Origin of the sequence: Nitrospira sp. ND1, from assembly GCF_900170025.1 — a bacterium.
Classification (GTDB): domain Bacteria; phylum Nitrospirota; class Nitrospiria; order Nitrospirales; family Nitrospiraceae; genus Nitrospira_A.
Window position 1 is genome coordinate 265,485 of the sequence record NZ_FWEX01000006.1, and the last position, 16,871, is coordinate 282,355.

General features: G+C 59.1%; 14 protein-coding genes. 7 read left to right on the forward strand and 7 right to left on the reverse strand.

Going from position 1 to position 16,871, the window contains the following annotated elements; all coding sequences use genetic code 11:
• Window positions 1-15: 15 nt before the first annotated feature.
• The 5 genes from tsaB to NSND_RS05775 all read right to left on the reverse strand — a co-directional run bounded on the left by tsaB (window position 16) and on the right by NSND_RS05775 (window position 4,522).
• A complete protein-coding gene (gene tsaB, locus NSND_RS05755; RefSeq protein WP_080878084.1) occupies window positions 16-840 on the reverse strand; it encodes a tRNA (adenosine(37)-N6)-threonylcarbamoyltransferase complex dimerization subunit type 1 TsaB in 825 nt (274 codons plus the stop codon).
• A complete protein-coding gene (locus NSND_RS05760) occupies window positions 837-1,721 on the reverse strand; it encodes a LolA-like protein (protein ID WP_080878085.1) in 885 nt (294 codons plus the stop codon). The genes tsaB and NSND_RS05760 overlap by 4 nt, the downstream gene beginning before the upstream one ends.
• Entirely contained in the window at window positions 1,705-3,066 is a 1,362-nt protein-coding gene (radA, locus tag NSND_RS05765) for a DNA repair protein RadA (RefSeq protein WP_080878086.1), read from the reverse strand. Before radA ends, NSND_RS05760 begins: the two co-directional genes overlap by 17 nt.
• A gap of 227 nt (window positions 3,067-3,293) precedes the next feature.
• Entirely contained in the window at window positions 3,294-4,112 is an 819-nt protein-coding gene (locus NSND_RS05770; protein ID WP_080878087.1) for a TrmH family RNA methyltransferase, read from the reverse strand.
• A gap of 68 nt (window positions 4,113-4,180) precedes the next feature.
• Complete coding sequence (locus NSND_RS05775; RefSeq protein ID WP_013248232.1) at window positions 4,181-4,522, reverse strand: hypothetical protein; 342 nt, start codon at window positions 4,520-4,522, stop codon at window positions 4,181-4,183.
• Between the two features lie 175 nt (window positions 4,523-4,697).
• Between NSND_RS05775 and NSND_RS05780 the strand changes: the two genes are divergently transcribed.
• Window positions 4,698-5,168: a helix-turn-helix domain-containing protein gene (locus NSND_RS05780; protein ID WP_080878088.1), complete on the forward strand. Its 471-nt coding sequence runs from the start codon at window positions 4,698-4,700 to the stop codon at window positions 5,166-5,168.
• 38 nt (window positions 5,169-5,206) lie between these two features.
• Here NSND_RS05780 and NSND_RS05785 read toward each other — a convergent pair whose 3' ends face one another.
• Both NSND_RS05785 and NSND_RS05790 read right to left on the reverse strand, forming a co-directional pair.
• The gene (locus tag NSND_RS05785; RefSeq protein WP_080880822.1) at window positions 5,207-7,207 is read right to left on the reverse strand and encodes an OPT family oligopeptide transporter; all 2,001 of its coding nucleotides are present in this window, start codon (window positions 7,205-7,207) and stop codon (window positions 5,207-5,209) included.
• A 7-nt stretch (window positions 7,208-7,214) separates the two neighbouring features.
• Entirely contained in the window at window positions 7,215-8,411 is a 1,197-nt protein-coding gene (locus NSND_RS05790; RefSeq protein ID WP_143833428.1) for a class I SAM-dependent rRNA methyltransferase, read from the reverse strand.
• Window positions 8,412-8,633: 222 nt separating this feature from the next.
• Between NSND_RS05790 and NSND_RS05795 the strand changes: the two genes are divergently transcribed.
• The 6 genes from NSND_RS05795 to NSND_RS20885 all read left to right on the forward strand — a co-directional run bounded on the left by NSND_RS05795 (window position 8,634) and on the right by NSND_RS20885 (window position 15,843).
• Window positions 8,634-10,286: an alpha-keto acid decarboxylase family protein gene (locus NSND_RS05795; protein WP_080880823.1), complete on the forward strand. Its 1,653-nt coding sequence runs from the start codon at window positions 8,634-8,636 to the stop codon at window positions 10,284-10,286.
• 193 nt (window positions 10,287-10,479) lie between these two features.
• Complete coding sequence (locus NSND_RS05800; RefSeq protein ID WP_080878090.1) at window positions 10,480-11,442, forward strand: hypothetical protein; 963 nt, start codon at window positions 10,480-10,482, stop codon at window positions 11,440-11,442.
• Entirely contained in the window at window positions 11,399-12,694 is a 1,296-nt protein-coding gene (locus NSND_RS05805; protein ID WP_080878091.1) for a hypothetical protein, read from the forward strand. The genes NSND_RS05800 and NSND_RS05805 overlap by 44 nt, the downstream gene beginning before the upstream one ends.
• A 130-nt stretch (window positions 12,695-12,824) precedes the next feature.
• A complete protein-coding gene (locus NSND_RS05810) occupies window positions 12,825-14,057 on the forward strand; it encodes a glycosyltransferase family protein (RefSeq protein WP_080878092.1) in 1,233 nt (410 codons plus the stop codon).
• A gap of 398 nt (window positions 14,058-14,455) precedes the next feature.
• Window positions 14,456-14,800: a hypothetical protein gene (locus NSND_RS05815; RefSeq protein ID WP_080878093.1), complete on the forward strand. Its 345-nt coding sequence runs from the start codon at window positions 14,456-14,458 to the stop codon at window positions 14,798-14,800.
• 548 nt (window positions 14,801-15,348) lie between these two features.
• Entirely contained in the window at window positions 15,349-15,843 is a 495-nt protein-coding gene (locus NSND_RS20885; protein WP_143833429.1) for a hypothetical protein, read from the forward strand.
• Window positions 15,844-16,871: the final 1,028 nt, after the last annotated feature.

The window sequence follows — 16,871 nt, forward strand, 5'->3', positions numbered from 1 at the left end:
TCCCAATGCCATTGCCTACTTCCGCGGCTGCGGATCGGCGTCGGTTCGACCGCGTTTCCCACGGCCCTGCGCTAATTTGCTGGCGACCCGCTGCCGGCGCCGTTCGAGAGCCGACACCCCCTGCTGCTCGTCGAATTTCACTTCCGCTTCCGTGCGCTGAACATAGCAGGGAACCAGCTCCGGTCCCGCAACCTGCCCTGCCCCCAGACGCTGTCGCCCGGCGAGACCGACACTCACGGCTGAAGGGCGTTGTTGCTCCGGCCTGACTTCTCGCACCTGCCCGCCCGCCGCTTCAACGGCCTCCCGGATGTCCTTTTCATAGGCTTGCCAGCCGTCGCCGAACAACGTACAGGCTTTGGCCGCTTGTAACGCCCGGGCCACCGAAGCAGGAGGACCGACCTGCTCGGCGATGTGAGTTCGCAAACCCGTTCCAGGCAACCATTCGTAGGCGGCCCAATACACTTCATTGTGCCGACTCTTCAGGACCGGCACTAATACACCCTTCACATCGCGCAGATTCCAGGCCATCGCTTCCAAGGTCGGCACCGTCACAATGGGAGTGCCCAACACGGCACGAAATCCCAACATCGTGGCAAGCCCCACACGCAGGCCGGTGAACGAGCCGGGGCCAATGGACACGGCCAATGCTTGAAGATCCTTCAACGAAAGTCCGGCCCCGCGCAACAGACGATCGATGGCGCCCATCAACGAGCGCGCGTGCGATCCTTCGGCATCCTGTTCAAGCAGGGCCAGCACCTGATCATCCTGAAGCAGCGCGACACTTTGCCAGGCCGTGGCCGTATCGATTGCCAGCAAATGCCTGACCGGTTTCGCCTTCATACCCGCCCAAGCTCGCTGGGCTTGATCGGTTCGTTCGGCACCAATTCGTGAAACGTCACCTGCAAACTGCCCGATCCCTGTCCGTCGGTCATCCGGATGGCGAAGGGGCGCATGATCCGCTTGTCGGCTGTAGGCGCCTGGCCGTTCACCGCCGATACGGCCTCGACCCCGCCGCCGACCGCGCGATAATCATCGAATTGCATCGTGGCTTCGACGTCACCGGACGGCGACAGGCGCTCTTCCTGCACAACCAGCAAATTCCGACGATCGAACCAGATCCGCCTGGCCACGAACGGAGCCGTGCCATTCAGGCCCGGCGCGGTCACCACATCGAGTCGATACCGGTTGCCGTCCTCCGTCAATCGTACCGACTCGTGAGGCCCGACCACCTGGGTCCCGATGATCCCGCTCATCGCCCAGACGCTCAGTTGGAAAGGGCGCGTCAGTTGGCCGAGTTGATCCGCCTCAGACGGGCGGCCGGTCACCTCACGTCCCATGGTCGGTAACCGAAGCTTGAATTGATCTTCGATCTGCACAAACTCGAAAATTTCGCTACCCACTGCAGAGAATCCGCGCAATCGGATGGCATTGGGACGTTGATAGAACACCGTGCCTTGCACACGCTGGCCGATCGACAGAATGCCGCCGGTGATCTTTGCACTGAAGAGCCCCTTGATCGTACGAACCTCGCCGGCCTGTTCCTGCAGGAGTGCCGTTAACTGCTCAGCCGTCGCCTGCTTGAGCTGGATGGTCTCAGCCGGACCGAAGAGCGCGCAGCCGGAGAGCACCGAGAGACACAACAGAACAACAACCGTACCGAGCGAGGCAGTCTTGCGTGTCACCTCTACCGTTTCACCTTTTGCTTCACGCCAGTACTGCATCCAACGCGTCTCCGACTTCATGAATGCCGATCAACTCAATGCCTTCGACCGGTTCCAGCTTGGCGACGTTTCTCTCCGGCAGGAGACAGCGTTTGAATCCCATTTTGGCGGCTTCGCGAATCCGCAGCTCGGCCTGGCTGATCGCCCGGACTTCACCACCCAGTCCGACTTCGCCCATGACGAGCGTCGTAAAATCGATCGGACTCTCCCGCAAACTCGACGTGACGGCGGCGACAATGCCCAGATCAATGGCCGGTTCGTCGATGTGGATCCCGCCGACCACATTCACATACACGTCCTGCCCTGAGAGGTGCATGCCCAATCGTTTCTCCATCACGGCCAGCAGCAACGACAGCCGATTCGGTTCCACGCCATTGGCCATACGCTTGGGCATGGGATAATTGGTCCCCGAGACCAACGCCTGCAGTTCCACCAGGATCGGCCGCGTCCCTTCCAGGCTGGACACCACCACCGAGCCGGTACTGCGTTGCGGCCGCTCGGCCAGAAACAATTCGGAGGGGTTACTGACTTCCTCCAAGCCGCCATCCTTCATTTCAAAGACGCCGATCTCGTTCGTCGATCCGAAGCGATTTTTTACCGCTCGCAGAATCCTGAAACTGTGGCTCTTATCCCCTTCGAAATACAGTACCGTATCGACAATGTGTTCCAGCAAGCGCGGTCCGGCGATGGCACCTTCCTTCGTGACATGCCCGATGATGAACACCGGCACGTTGCTGCGCTTGGCGAACCACATCAGCTGCCCGGCCACTTCCTGCACCTGGCTGATGCTGCCCGGCGCCGAGGTGAGCTGCTCGGTGTAGACCGTCTGAATCGAATCCACCACCACGGCCGCCGGCTGGATTTCCTGGATGGCCTTTAAGATCTGTTCGAGACTGGTCTCCCCGAGAATCAGCAGATGTTTGCCGTCGATGCCCAGACGTTGCCCCCGCATCTTGATCTGCCGGGGAGACTCCTCGCCGGAGACGTACAGAACCTGCTCACCCGGCGCCGCAAGCAGCGGCAATGCCTGCAAGAGTAACGTGGTCTTGCCGATGCCGGGATCGCCCCCGATCAGCATCACCGAGCCTTGCACCACACCACCGCCCAACACACGGTCGAACTCCCCCATGCCCGTGCTGTGCCTGGGTTCGCCGACGATTTCGATATCGGAGATCGGCGTGGCCACGGCCATGGCTGTTTTGGGCATACCCTGGCGGCCTTTGGGGGCAGCCGGCAATCGCTCTTCCTTGAGCGTGTTCCAGCCTCCACAATCGGGGCAACGCCCAAGCCATCGCAGCGCCTGATGGCCGCAGGCCTGGCAATGAAATGTCGTCTTCGCCTTCATCTCTACTCGCTCCACCTCAAGGTCACAGATCTCAAGGCATCGTAAATGAAACAGCAGAGAAAAAGGAAGGAGTCGATGGGCGCATGAATGGGGAGATCCGCATGAAGTGCTGGTGAAATCCTACGTCTATCAGCGCAGCAATCAATTGGAAGCAGCAAGAGGATGAAAGGGAAGAGCAGGAGGAATACCGGGAAGAAACAGAAGCTCGGCACACAGATCGTTCGGCGTCAGGCTTTCCCGCCCTCAACCGGCAATCCTGACAATTGGAAGAGTGCGATGGCTGTCGCCGCCGCGGCATTGAGAGATTCGACCCCCGGTTTCAACGGGATGGTAAATCGCACGGTGGCGGCGTCCAGAACCGGTTCAGACAGGCCCCGACTCTCGCTGCCGATCGCCAGCACCGTTCGCGCAGGAATACTCCGAATCGCCCGGATGGGCACGCAGCCCTCACTGGTTCCGGCGTCGGCGGCCATGATCACGCAATCCAGGTTCTGCAGTTCTTCGAGGCTGGTGTGGGGAAAGATGGGCAGCTGAAACAACGCGCCTGCGGTCGCCCGCACGACTTTTGGATTGAACACATCGACGGAGTGGGGTGCCAGCCACAAGGCACTCACATTGAGTCCCGCCGCAGTTCGAATGATCGTCCCCATATTCGTCGGGTCCTGCAGCATGTCCCCGTAGAGGCCGAAAATTTTCGGTTGCGCCAGTATGGCCGACTGGTTCCAGGTCGGCTGATGAACGATGGCCAGCACGCCGCTGGAGGTTTCGACATCGGACAATTGGGCCAACTGGTGTTCCGGACAGCTGTGGACGGTACACCCGCTGCTGACCATCTGCTGCGCGACTTCCGGCGGTTGTCGTTCGAGAAACGTGGGGGTGACGACGAGGCAGACGATGTGTTGAGGTGCCGACTGCAACAATTCGAGGATGGGTTTGGTGCCTTCGAGCACGAAGACCCGTTCGCGGTCACGCGTACGCTTCGTCTTGACGACATCCCGTATGTGGGAGAGAAAGTTGCGAGAAACGGTGCGAGGTGAGGAGGTCAACAGTTACCCAAAGTCTGCGACACTGCGAGGAGGCCTTACTGAACAGGCAAGGCCTCCCCGACATCGACCTATTTGCGTTTCTTACCGGAAGCCGCTTCCGCCGCGCGAATGCGTTGCGCACGAACCTTCGCTCGCTTGAGCGCCGACAGCTTGCCGCGGGTCCGATCCCGCTCGGCCTTCAATCGCTCCAGCTGAGCACGAAGATGAACGCGCTCTTCCTTGTAAATATTGGCACATTCCGCAGGCGACAGGTTCGTCCAGTCTCCCGTTCCACGCGCCCGCTTGATTCGCGCTTCCAACGATTCACGCAGCAGCTTCTCGCGCATCGACATCAATGACTGCAAGGCTTCCTGCCGCCGCTGGACTTCTTCCTCTTCGGCCATAATGCCGCGAATGTCGGTTCCTAACATCGGCTGATCCTCCTCGCTCGAGACAACAATTAGAACGCCTCATTCTACCCGATTTGAGCGGCTTTGTTCTACCTAGGAGAATGGATCGTAACACGTTGATGTTACAGGCAAGTATCGGATGAGCCTCGAAAATGCGCCGTTGCAGACCGGGAAAGGGATACAGTAAGATCCGTCCATGCCGAACGTTGGCACTCTCATTCGCGCCTGGCGGATCTCGCAAAAGTGCTCCGAGCAGGCGCTCGCAGAACGAGCCGGGATCACAGCCTCGGTGCTGGAAGCGCTGGAATCGGAACAGGCCGATCCTCCGGCCTCCACCCTGGAAGCGTTGGCCGGCGCACTCAAGATTCCCCTCCCCTGGCTCTTTATCCACCCCACGGATTTAGACCTGCTGTGTAAAGACGATGACGATGAGCCGGCCCCCCTCGCCACATTGACCGGAGCCGATCCCGTCCTGGAGAGAATTCTCGTGGCGGCCGGACATGACCGGTCGCTATACGTCCTCCTGACGACGCTCATGCAAAGCAGCGACCCTAAACTCCTACGCGCCGCAGAGGTGAGCCTGCGAAGCCTCGTGAAACAATCCAAGCAGGCGACGGTCCCCTGGCAATCACGACCACCGGGACATTTCGAACCACCCAGCGATTAGCGCCCCCTCGCCGACCACCTCTACACCGTCCCACACCATCAGTGTCGATGAACAGTCGCTGAATCTTTTTGTCCGGCCGACCGGGCGGCACGCACCAGCAGCAACCCCACCACAATCAGTGCAGCGAGCCCCGGCCATCCACCAAGCGGCGGATCGGCAAACAATTGAAACGGATCTCCCGAGAGTGACGGCCAGATCGAACTGAGGGCAATGGGAAGCGCCAACAGGATCCCGACCAGCGCTTCACCTGTGACTAAACCAGCGGCGCACAGCAGACCTCGATCTTCCGTCGGAACATCGGAAGATTTCCCGGCGGCCCGTACATACTCGGCCAACAAACCACCGAACAAAATCGTCGCCGACAACTTAAGCGGCAGGTACATACCAAGCGCCACCGCCAGGACAGGGAAACGAAGGGCGGCACCCCGTCGTGCCTGCCGCAAGTCGAGACCGATCACGACGACTCCCAGCACCATCCCCACGCCCACCAGATGCCAGGGTAAGGAACCGCCGAACACTCCATTGGCAAGATTGGCCATGAGAGTGGCCTGTGGTGCCGAGAGCGGATGGGGATGGGCGGCCGTTACTTCACCGATTCCATATTTCGCCTGCAGCAGGGACAGCACCGGCACAATGACAACCGCGCCGGTCGCCACGCCGATGACCTGCATCACCTGTTGCTTCCACGGGGTCGCACCGACGACGTGCCCGGTTTTCAAATCCTGCAAATTGTCGCCGCCCATCGCCGCGGCGCAGCAGACGACCGCCCCCACCAGCAAAGCCGCAGCCGGACCGGCCGGATTGCCCTTCCCAAGAATCCCCAGCAGGAGCAATGACGCGAGCATAATGGTAGCGATCGTCACACCGGACACCGGATTGCTTGAGCTGCCGACCAAACCAGCCATGTACCCAGCCACGGCAGAAAAGAGAAACGCCGTCACGACCATGAGCAGGGTCAACCCGATGCCGCCCCACAGATTGTGATTCAACAGGCCTTGATACAACAGCACCATGGGAACCAGTGCCGCCACCGTCAGCCCGATCAGCCAGACGACTCCCGCATCCCGCTCAGTGCGCAGAAGTTCCGATTGCCCATCAGATTGGTTGCGAGCGCCGTACAGCGCCAGGAGTTGACGCAGACTCTGCAAAATCGGGCCCCGTACTTGAAACAGGGTCCAGACTCCCCCCACCAGCATAGCCCCGATGCCGATGTAGCGAATCTGCCCGCTCCACGTCGCTTTCGCCGCGCCCACGCCGACCAATCCCTCCGGCGAACCGATGATCGCCTGGTACAGCGGCAGCAGAATTAACCAGCCGATTGCCCCGCCGAAAAAGACCACGACGGCCGTGTTGAGCCCGATGATGTATCCGACTGCCACCAAGGCCGGTGACAGGTTCAGCCCTCCGTACAACGTCGAACGCCCAAGTTGAACGGCCCCTTCCAGCGACTCGCTCCAGAGTTTCAAACCTCCCTCGGCAAACTTGAACCCGCCACCCAGCGCCGCAGCGCCCAACAATAGGCGAACCCGGCCGCCGGCACCGGCATCCGACGAGGCTCCGACCTTCAGGACTTCCGCCGTCGCAACCCCTTCGGGAAATCGCAGCCTGGCGTGGATAATCAGGGCGCGGCGCAATGGAATGGTGAACAACACCCCGAGTACCCCTCCGACGAGCGACACCGTGAACGTGTGCCAGTAGTCAAAAGAGGTCCAGTAGCCGATCAGGACCAGCCCCGGAATGGTAAAGATCACCCCGGCCGCCAACGCTTCGCCTGAGGAGGCGGCGGTTTGCACGATATTGTTTTCGAGAATATTCGACTGACGGAAGAGACGCAGCACCGCCATGGAGACGACGGCGGCTGGAATGGAGGCGGACACCGTCATGCCGGCAAACAGGCCCAAATAGGCGTTGGCTCCGGCCAGCACGGCGGCCAGCAGAATCGACAGGACGACCGCTTTCAGTGTGATTTCCGGCAGCGTGACCGAGGCGGGAACGAGCGGCGCGTCTACCGGCTCCGTTGGCGCATCCTGCTCAAGCATCATCCCCTCAGAACACCTGCACGAGGTAGCATTTGAGATAGCGCGTTTCCGGCATGCCCGCAAGCACCGGATGGTCCGGACCCTGTCCACGTTGTTCAAGGAGCCTGATCTGCCGGCGCGCATCCCGAGCGGCCGCCTGCAGCATCTTCCAGAAGTCCTCGTCCGTGATCGGCTGCGAGCAGGAACAGGTCACCAGCACGCCCCCCGGCTGAAGCAGACGAAGGCCGCGCAAATTCACTTCCTTGTACCCGGCGATGGCATGCGGCACCGCCTTCTTGCTACGCGCGAACGCCGGTGGATCGAGAATGACCAGGTCGTACCGTTGGCCGTTACGCTCCAACAGACGCAACTCTTCAAAGGCATCGGCCTGGCGATAGCGACAACGAGCCGCCACCTGGTTCTGCTCCGCATGCGCCTGTGCCAACGCTACGGCCGCCGCGCTCACATCCAACCCCTCCACCGACTGCGCTCCGGTCAGCGCAGCCTGAATGCCGAACCCGCCGGTGTGGCAAAAGGCTTCCAACACGGTTTTCCCTTTTGCGAAGAGGGCCGCGGCGATCCGGTTTTCCCGTTGATCGCAGAACCAGCCGGTCTTCTGCCCCTCCGCAATATCGACCGTAAACTGGGCCTTCCCCTCGTGAATGTTTACCGTCGTGGCACCCTCACCGCGCAGAAATCCTTTTGACAAAGGCAGCCCTTCCAGTGTGCGGCTCTTGGCATCATTGCGGAGGTACACCGTTTTAACGCCCGCTTCCTGCACCAGCAACTCGCCCAACAGTTCCTTTCGCACATCCATGCCGTACCCCAGGGTCTGCATCACCGCCACATCTGCAAACCGGTCCACGACCAGGCCCGGCAGGAGATCGCTTTCACCATGCACGAGGCGGCAGGCCGTGGCATGGGGCGCGACCGTCCGGCGAAGAGCCGCCGCGGCACGGAGACGCGCGGCAAAAAACTCCTCGTCGATCGGCTCCTCCTGAAACGTGAGCATACGGATGCGAATCTTGGAATGGGGATTGAAGAGGCCGCGGCCGAAAAACCGTTTCTGATGGGTGTACACATCGACAAGGTCCCCGGCAGCCGGTGTGCCCAGCACGTCGGCCACATTGCTGTCGAACACCCACAGGTGCCCGTAGTAGCGCGGCCCTTCACGTTCGGCGGTCAGTCGGACTTTGGCAGTAGAACCGGTCACAAGCTGTGTCATGGTAATGGTTACGTCCCGTATAAGCTGTTTGATTCGACGATGGTGAAATGGCTCACGAGGGTGCCTGAAATCAACCCGCGAAGCAACCGGACAGTGGGCAGGCAGCATGCCGATGTGACGATCGCTCCTGTGCTTGACCTTCCCTACCACCTATGGTTTGCTGCAGGAAGACGGGCGGACAGTACGCAAATTCACGACCTCTCACTCGACAGCCGAGGCACCATGACCATACAGACGATCGGAACAGCAGTCCTGGATCGGCTCCACCGGCTCGGAGTCCGTCACATGTTCGGCATCCCCGGCGACTACGTCCTCGGCCTTTACAAATTGATGGAGTCTTCTCCCATCCAACACGTGGCCACCACGCGGGAAGACTGTGCGGGGTTTGCGGCCGACGCCTATGCACGCATCAACGGGATCGGCGCCCTCTGTGTCACCTACTGCGTCGGCGGTCTCAATACCGTCAACGCCATCGCCTGCGCCTATGCGGAACGATCTCCCGTCGTGTTGCTGACCGGCTCCCCCGGATTGTCGGAACGTGCCCGTAACCCCTACCTGCACCACATGGTGCGCGAGTTTTCGACGCAGCGGGAAGTCTTCGAAAAAATGACCGTGGCGGCCGTAAGCCTGGAAGACCCCGTCACCGCCGAACGTGAGATGGATCGCGCCTTCGCGGCCCTGCTCCGGTATCGCCGCCCGATCTATCTCGAAATTCCGCGCGACATGGTGCACGTGCCGTTGGCCCAAACGTCGCACAAACATCAGACCCAGGGCGAGCCGACCGACCGCGCAGCGCTGAGCGAAGCTTTGAATGAAGTACGTACCATGTTGGAGTCGGCCAAATGCCCGGTGATTCTGGCCGGCGCCGAAGTGGGCCGCTTCGGGCTCCATGACGAATTGACGAGCCTGGTCGAGCGCCTGAATGTGCCGATCGCCTCGACGCTCCTCGGCAAGTCCATCATTCGCGAAGATCATCCGCTCTATGTCGGCGTGTATAGCGGACTCGTCGCACGCGATGAAGTGAAGGAATTCGTCAATCAGACCGATTGCCTGCTCATCCTGGGCTCCATCCTATCCGACGTGGAGGACCTGGATGCGCACAGCGCCCTCTTTTCTGACGGCCATACCATCCATGCCACGGCGGATCGTGTCGCCATCAAGCATCACCGGTATGACTCCATTCTGTTCGAGGATTTCGTGAAGGGACTGGCCGCGGCCTCGCTCCCTTCATTTCCAACCCCGCAATTGCCGGCTCCGTACAAGCCCGAAGAGCCCATGCCGCCGGCGCAGGCGTCCGTCAGTCTGCAGGGAGTGTTTCGTCACCTCGATACCGTGCTTCATGAGAAAACCCTCGTCATTGCCGACGTGGGCGAATCACTCTTTGCTTCCGTCGATCTCCACGTACACCGCCGCTTCGAATTTTTGTCCCCCGCCTACTACACATCAATGGGATTCGCGGTCCCGGCTGCCATCGGCGCCGGTTTCGCCGACCCGTCGCTGCGGCCGATCGTGCTGGTAGGAGACGGCGCCTTTCAAATGACCGGATCGGAGCTCTCGACGGCCGTGCGCTACAAACAAGCACCGGTTGTAATCGTCCTGAACAACCACGGCTATTCGACCGAGCGCGAAATTCTGGAAGGCCCCTTCAACGACATCCACGAGTGGCGATATGAACGGATCTGCGAGCTGATCGGCGGCGGTCAGGGCTCCCGGGTGGCCACCCACGGGGAATTCGTCCAGACCCTGGGCAAGGCACTCGCGGATCCCAGCCAACCCCATGTCATCAATGTGTTGCTCGATCCGGCCGACCGCTCGCCGGCCATGATGCGGTTGGCGCGGCGGCTAGCGAAGCGGCTCTCGACCGACCGCCCCTAACCCCTGCGCGCAGCACGATTCTTTTGCTCCTCAGGCCCTCTGACCGGAGGGCCTCGCACCCCACCTCCGGACACCTGTTTCACGCTGATACAGTGCGGCGTTGCGGCCACCGCACCCATTGACCCTCCGTAGACAAATGTGGTCTTCTAGGGGCGTACTTGTCGAATTGTCATTTGACGGGGAATTCGCCACTATGTCGACGAAGCTGCCGGATGGAAAGTCCATGCGAGACGGTCAAATCTTCTCTGCACGACTGAACAATGTCGTCACCACGGAACGAGAGTTCGACGAGTTGGTCGCCAAGTCGCTGCCGGAATTGTTGGATCGCGCCACGGGTCAAACCAAGCGCTTTCTCCGTGAAACCAATCAATGGGGCGACGACATCACGCATGAGAAGCTGGCGCTGCGCTGGGGGTATGAGTTGGTGGAGCGGTTCGTGGTCTTCGGTCGTACCGAAGTGCCCTGCCGTCCCTTCTTCCTCCTGGATAGCCTGATCGCCAAATCGTTCAGTCAGCCGGACCCGCTCTGTTATCACAAGGAGCTCCTGACGCCGGTGGGACGCTTTCTCGATGGGCTGGCCTCTCGCGCTGTGGTCAGCCGCGACGCCCTGATCGCCCTGTTCTATCACTTCTATGGCTTCAGTCAGGCCCATGTGGTGAAGTTGTTAGGGTTCGGACAGGCCGAAAGCCAGCGGGTCTATAAGAACTTCGAGCGGTGGCGCCAAACGGGGTGGCAACGCACGATGAACGAAACCGGGTTAAGTGGATCGGAAATCGAAGTACTGGAGCAGGAATTACGCACCAGACCCGACCACCTGAACCATGAAGTCGACCGGCTGATGCCGGTCTTGCAGTCGCATTATCGAAAGAGCGAACCGGAGCATTACCCCTGCCTGTCTGAACAGAAGTGGGGTCAACTATTTCACGATGACTACGGCCACGACTACCGCGTCTGGCATTTGGCCTTTTGCCGCGACTGCTTCCTGGAAGTCGCAGATCGCCGGCAAGCCGAGGTCAGCAGCGGGTTGAAGCCGCAGGTCAATCTCCATATACATCCGCTGAAAAAGGGAGGCGTCTTGGCTCTCTTTGGAGGGGATCGGGGGGGACGGCACCATGGAAACACCAGAGCTCAACGACTATCGCGCACATCTGCTTGACGCCCTGGACGACCAGCCGCGGCGCGCGGGGGAGGAACGTCCTGAATTCCTCCAGGTACTGGTCAACCACGAGCGCGTCGGGACGCTGAATTGCGCCCACACCGACCCGTCCTTCTCCTACACGGCCCGTGAGCGGAGTATTCAACACCTTGAGATCCGGAGCGAGTCCGGTGTGCTGGTCGGAGGGTGCGTCGCGCCCGAAGCCGGCCAGAAAAGTGTTCGCGTTCCCGTCAGAAAAGGCAGCGTCGCCATTCAGGTCCAGAACCATTTCGACGGCGGGTCGCTTCGACTCCAGTACGCGGCCGCCCCCGGATGGTGGTCTCACCTGGCAACGTCGATCGGACTCTCCTCAGCAACCACCGCACCCGCTTCAAGCAGAACTCCCGTCTGGACCATGACGACGGCCTTCGCGCAGATCGTGCTAGCCGTGGGAGTCGTGGCGCTGTTGGCTGAACGGATTCCAACCTGGCTCAACGCTGAAGACCGGGCGCATCAGCTTGAAGAAGAGCTGGCGGCCAGGCAATCCACACAGGAGCAGATTGATCGTGTGCACCAGCAACTGGCGCAACTGGTTGAGGCGCAGGCGTCAGCCGTGGCGATGTCCCGGTCGGAGCAGGACCGGATCGCCCAGCTGAATGCCCTCCTCGATACCGTCGCCCATGCACAACAGAAACTCAACACACAAGTCGTCTCCGTCCAGGAAGACCTCAAGACAGTCAAGACCGATGTCGCCCAGGAAGTCGAAACCGGCCTGCGCGTCGCGGTCAATGCGGTGGAAGCCGACCGCGACCTCGTGCGGCAGGATCTGAGGTCGATCAAGTCGGTCAATGAAACCCTGATCAAGCAGGTCGCCCTGCTGGAAAGCCGCAATCGGGAGTTACATGCCCGGCTGGCGCTCACCTCGCTCGAAGTCGCCAAAGCCAACGCGACGCCCAAACCGACCGTCGTGGCCAAGGGAGACCTGCCGAAGGAAGCGCCCATGGCGACCCCGGTCGCGGATAACATCCGGGAGGCAGACCGTCAGGCCTTTATGTTCTGGGTGGCGTTTCAAGACGGCACGACCGAGAAGAGCATTGAGGATCTGGTCCAGGAACTGAACGGCATCAAAAAGGGACCGATGAAGTCGGGCTGGTATTCCGTTGAAGTGAACTTGCCGAATCCGGAACCTCCGGACCGCTTCCTGGAGTCTGTGAAGCGAGCCAAGATCGTGAAGTCGGTCGTGACCAGCAAGGCGATGCCTCCGGCTCAGTAGTCGCGCTCTCCCCTCAGCAAATTCAACCACCCGGCACGGTGAGTGTCCGCCTCTCGTGTGGAGGGCGCCTCCCTGCCGCACTGGTCATTTGCTTTCTATCATCCGCTCCAAACCCGACACAGGAGGGAATATGTCGGATTTTCATCAGAACGGGCTCGTGACGGTCTTGCACCGTCTGGGCGCCTCCAATCTTGAGCAACTCGAAAAGGAACTGGAACGACACGCGGCGAGCAACCCGATTGCCCTCGTCCTGCCTTCGCTGTATTCGGAACTTGAGAACCCCGCGCTGAAGCACATCGTGCAGGTGCTGAAAGACATCCGGTACGTCAATGAAATCGTGATCTCTCTGGATCGCGCCTCAGCTCTGGAGTTCCGGCTGGCTAAACAATTCTTTTCGGTGCTGCCGCAGCGGGTCCGGATCGTGTGGAACGACGGGGCAGGGATTCAGGACATCCTCAAGCTGCTGGCGAACACTGAAATCGACACCGGGCTGCAAGGCAAGGGCCGGGGCTGTTGGATGGCATTCGGCTACGTCTTGGCCCGCGGCCAAAGCAACGTGATCGCGCTCCACGACTGCGACATTCTCAGCTACAACCGGGAATATCTCGCGCGACTCTGTTATCCGATCGTCAACACCAACCTCGGCTACGAGTTCTGCAAGGGCTATTACAGCCGGGTCACAAATCGCCTCCACGGCCGTGTCACCAGGCTGTATCTCACGCCGCTGATCCGAAGCCTCCAACAGGTGGCCGGATCGCATCCGTTGCTGACCTTCCTGGATAGTTTTCGTTATCCCCTGGCCGGTGAGTTCGCCATGGTGCGGGATCTTGCCTGGATCAACCGGGTACCCGGCGACTGGGGACTGGAAGTCGGAGTCCTCTCCGAGATCTATCGCAACTGCGCGCTCAGGCGGATCTGCCAGGCCGATATTGCCGACGCCTACGAACACAAACACCAGAGCCTGTCGGCCGACAACGCCGAGCAAGGGCTGCAGAAAATGTGCGTGGATATCACCAAGTCTCTCTTCAGAAACCTCGCGAGTGAAGGCGTGGTGCTGTCGGAAGCCGTGTTGAAAACCCTACGAGCCACGTATCTACAGACCGCGCAGGAAGCGATCACCCGCTATCAGAATGATGCGGCCATCAACAGCCTGCAGTTCGACCGGCATGAAGAGCGAATGGCCGTCGAAGTCTTTCTCAAGGGCATGAAGATCGCCACGGAAGCGTTTCTGGACGATCCGCTCGGGGTGCCGATGATCTCCAATTGGAGCCGGGTCACCGGCGCCATTCCCGATATTTTCGAACGCTTGATCGGCGCGGTGGAACGCGACCATGAGTGGGATCCCGTCGGGGACCGGGTGTAACGGGTGACAGAACACCCACGGAGATCTCGATGCGACTGACAGATGGATCCTGGATCTGCACCAAGTGCAGAGTGCTGTGCTCGCTCAAAGGATATGAGGAGGGCCCGTTAGCCTCAATGCGGGAAATTTGCAGCAATTGCAAAAAGCGCGCTGAAGCAAGCTGGCTGACTGCGATAGGCGATAGACGACGACTGCCCCAACCCTCCTAGAGCGATCGTCCCGGTCTCATGCCAATCCGGCCACAGTCCTCGATAGATTCCGCTCCTGGCACATCCACACATCATAGCCTCTGAACGTCTTGCCGCCTTCCAGTCGATTGGCGTAGGATTCCGGCACAGCTTGAATCACAAAACGTCGGCGAAAGAAGCATTGGCGAGGAAACAGAAGGACGAGCAACGATGACAGACGATTACGCTCAGAGGAAGGTGCAAGTCATTCGAGAATTTCTGGCTGCGAGATATCCTGCCCCCTATACCGTGGAAGCCGTGGTCCCCCGAAGAGATCCGTTAGCCGACACGAAGTTCAAGATTATTCTCAACAACCAGGTGGAACGAACTCTCGCCGTCTGCGCCGCCGTCGTGCTGGACAGCCTTCCCACCCCGGACCAACTGAAACAGCTCCTGGTCTCGCAGGGCATTCTGGAACAGGTCAAAGCATCGACGGATTCCCGGATTTGCCATGAGGCCTTGGGAACCGACGAAGAATCACATGTGCGCCCGATGAGGTCGGTGCGAGGGACCTAGCAGGGTACTTCGAAGCAGAGTGTGTCACCGCCATTTCCCAACGAGGGGATCCAGCCGAGCCGCGTTGAGATCCGCTCGGATACTCTCGCACTCGCCGCTGCCCCACAAACAAGAGGCGAAGCTTGCAACCTCGCCTCCCGCTTATCGCACTACCCACCGTGTAGCGACTCACCCGCAGAACCTTATGCTTTCGCTTTTTGAGCGAATACAGTGGCATCGCAAGCGATGTACTTATTCGAAAGTCCCAAATTGCGACTGAGTGCGATTTGTTGCGCTAACCTATGAAATATAAGGAGAAAGTGGCCATAAAGGCTCGGGCTTGATTGCGACCATTTATGACCAAATTTGACCTGGAACCGTGACCAAAACCGTGACCAAGAAACTACTTAGAAGACGACAACAATTTCCGGTTTGAAGCACGGAATGGCTCCCCGTAATGTTTCCATGTCGAACGATTCAGTTTGCATTATTGAGAATGACTATGACATAGGGCATTCCAACTGAATGACATAGATAAGTGATATGTCAGCAAAATTTGAGAGGTTCCTATGCGCAACAGCATAATTGCTGCGTTAGTGTTTTTTCCCCTTAGTTTGCTAGTGATCACGGCTATAGCCTGTTCACAGCCGACCAGCACTGATCCACCGATCGCCAACACAAATGAAAAGGGCGGCGATGAGGGTGCCGATTTCAATGCTCTGATTGATCTTCTAAAGCTTGCAGGAAAAAGACTGGATGAACACTCGCCCAAATGGACCTGTGTTCCGACTTCAAAATTTCTGTGTAATGAAGCATCCTGCAAATCTATCCAACCCAGTGTGACAGTGTTTTTGGATTTTCCAATGCAGAACTACCAGCGGTGTGATGAAAAAGAATGCACTACGTTTCGGTTATCAAAAACGAGCTCCGGAATCTACACAGTAGCATCGCTTACTGGGGGGGCTTTCCTTAAAGCTCTCAATGACGGGCGATCATTCGTCGAGGTAGCCACTCTGGGATTCGACATTCACCTTTCTTACGGTGCCTGCTTTCCAGCCAAATAAATCCATTTGTAGACCACATTGAAGTCATACGCGAGATCAAGAATTTTGCTCACTTTTGGCTTATCGTAATGCCATGTAGGGCTGGTTCTACTTTCACACTTATTTCCTTTGTTCTATCGAATCCATCAAGGAGATGTCTGTCGGCAAGCACTCGATTTTGGTCGTCGGTGAGCGTGTCGCTTGGAGAAAAATCACGTTCCGACAACGTAGAATCAATGAGTTCCTTTTCAGGTATAAAACGTGTTGGCATTTACAATTTCTTTCTCGTGGTCTCGACCCACGCGGTCAAGAAGTCATTGATTCTGTGCCTATCGCTAAGCTCGCACTCGCCCCTGAGGGACGTAGTTACGCCTACGGCTCGTAGAGGCATGCCGTTTTGAAGCATATTTAGAGCTTTGCATTCCACAGCATCCGAGTCATCGTCATCAAGACCGGCATTCATTGTGTAGGGATTCCACTCGACTCAATCATTCACTGTTCTTGTATTATACCCTTAATGAGCGAGCGTAGACCAATCTACGATATCGCAAGACTACTTTGACCATATAGATCAAGTGAAGCGGGGGCTGCGCCCCCGATCCCCCCGGCCGTCCGGTCCAGTGGTCCGGAGCGGCCGGGCGGCCTCGTTGGGCGAAATCTTTGCGTGACCAATCTCCCCATGGTTTCAGTATCACTGTTCTTCTCTTACTCTTTGTTTATAAGCAACGATCCAACAGGACGGCGGCCAAGCTGACGCATCGCCGCCTTGCACAAGGATGGAGCATGTTCCCTCTCACCCGTAAAGATAGTGGACGGGTGACAGGGACAAATTGATTCCATGGCCTCACCGACGCCCGCTGAGCCCCGCACACTCTACACAGAGCCAGATTTCGCATGTGACGTCATGCTCCCTATAACAAAACCGCACCCACGCCCATTCGAAGTGGCAGAACTCGCAGAGCCGTTCCTTCGTATGTTCAGGACAGAGCCACGCTTTTCGCGCCCGGTCGTACGTGGTCGCTTCCCGTCCGCAACAGGCTGGACCAAAG

Coding starts and splice junctions, on each gene's coding strand:
- tsaB (WP_080878084.1), bottom strand. CDS start 840: ATGAAGGCGAAACCGGTCAGGCATTTGCTGGCAATCGATACGGCCACG.
- NSND_RS05760 (WP_080878085.1), bottom strand. CDS start 1,721: ATGCAGTACTGGCGTGAAGCAAAAGGTGAAACGGTAGAGGTGACACGC.
- radA (WP_080878086.1), bottom strand. CDS start 3,066: ATGAAGGCGAAGACGACATTTCATTGCCAGGCCTGCGGCCATCAGGCG.
- NSND_RS05775 (WP_013248232.1), bottom strand. CDS start 4,522: ATGTTAGGAACCGACATTCGCGGCATTATGGCCGAAGAGGAAGAAGTC.
- NSND_RS05780 (WP_080878088.1), top strand. CDS start 4,698: ATGCCGAACGTTGGCACTCTCATTCGCGCCTGGCGGATCTCGCAAAAG.
- NSND_RS05785 (WP_080880822.1), bottom strand. CDS start 7,207: ATGCTTGAGCAGGATGCGCCAACGGAGCCGGTAGACGCGCCGCTCGTT.
- NSND_RS05790 (WP_143833428.1), bottom strand. CDS start 8,411: ATGACACAGCTTGTGACCGGTTCTACTGCCAAAGTCCGACTGACCGCC.
- NSND_RS05795 (WP_080880823.1), top strand. CDS start 8,634: ATGACCATACAGACGATCGGAACAGCAGTCCTGGATCGGCTCCACCGG.
- NSND_RS05800 (WP_080878090.1), top strand. CDS start 10,480: ATGTCGACGAAGCTGCCGGATGGAAAGTCCATGCGAGACGGTCAAATC.
- NSND_RS05805 (WP_080878091.1), top strand. CDS start 11,399: ATGGAAACACCAGAGCTCAACGACTATCGCGCACATCTGCTTGACGCC.
- NSND_RS05810 (WP_080878092.1), top strand. CDS start 12,825: ATGTCGGATTTTCATCAGAACGGGCTCGTGACGGTCTTGCACCGTCTG.
- NSND_RS05815 (WP_080878093.1), top strand. CDS start 14,456: ATGACAGACGATTACGCTCAGAGGAAGGTGCAAGTCATTCGAGAATTT.
- NSND_RS20885 (WP_143833429.1), top strand. CDS start 15,349: ATGCGCAACAGCATAATTGCTGCGTTAGTGTTTTTTCCCCTTAGTTTG.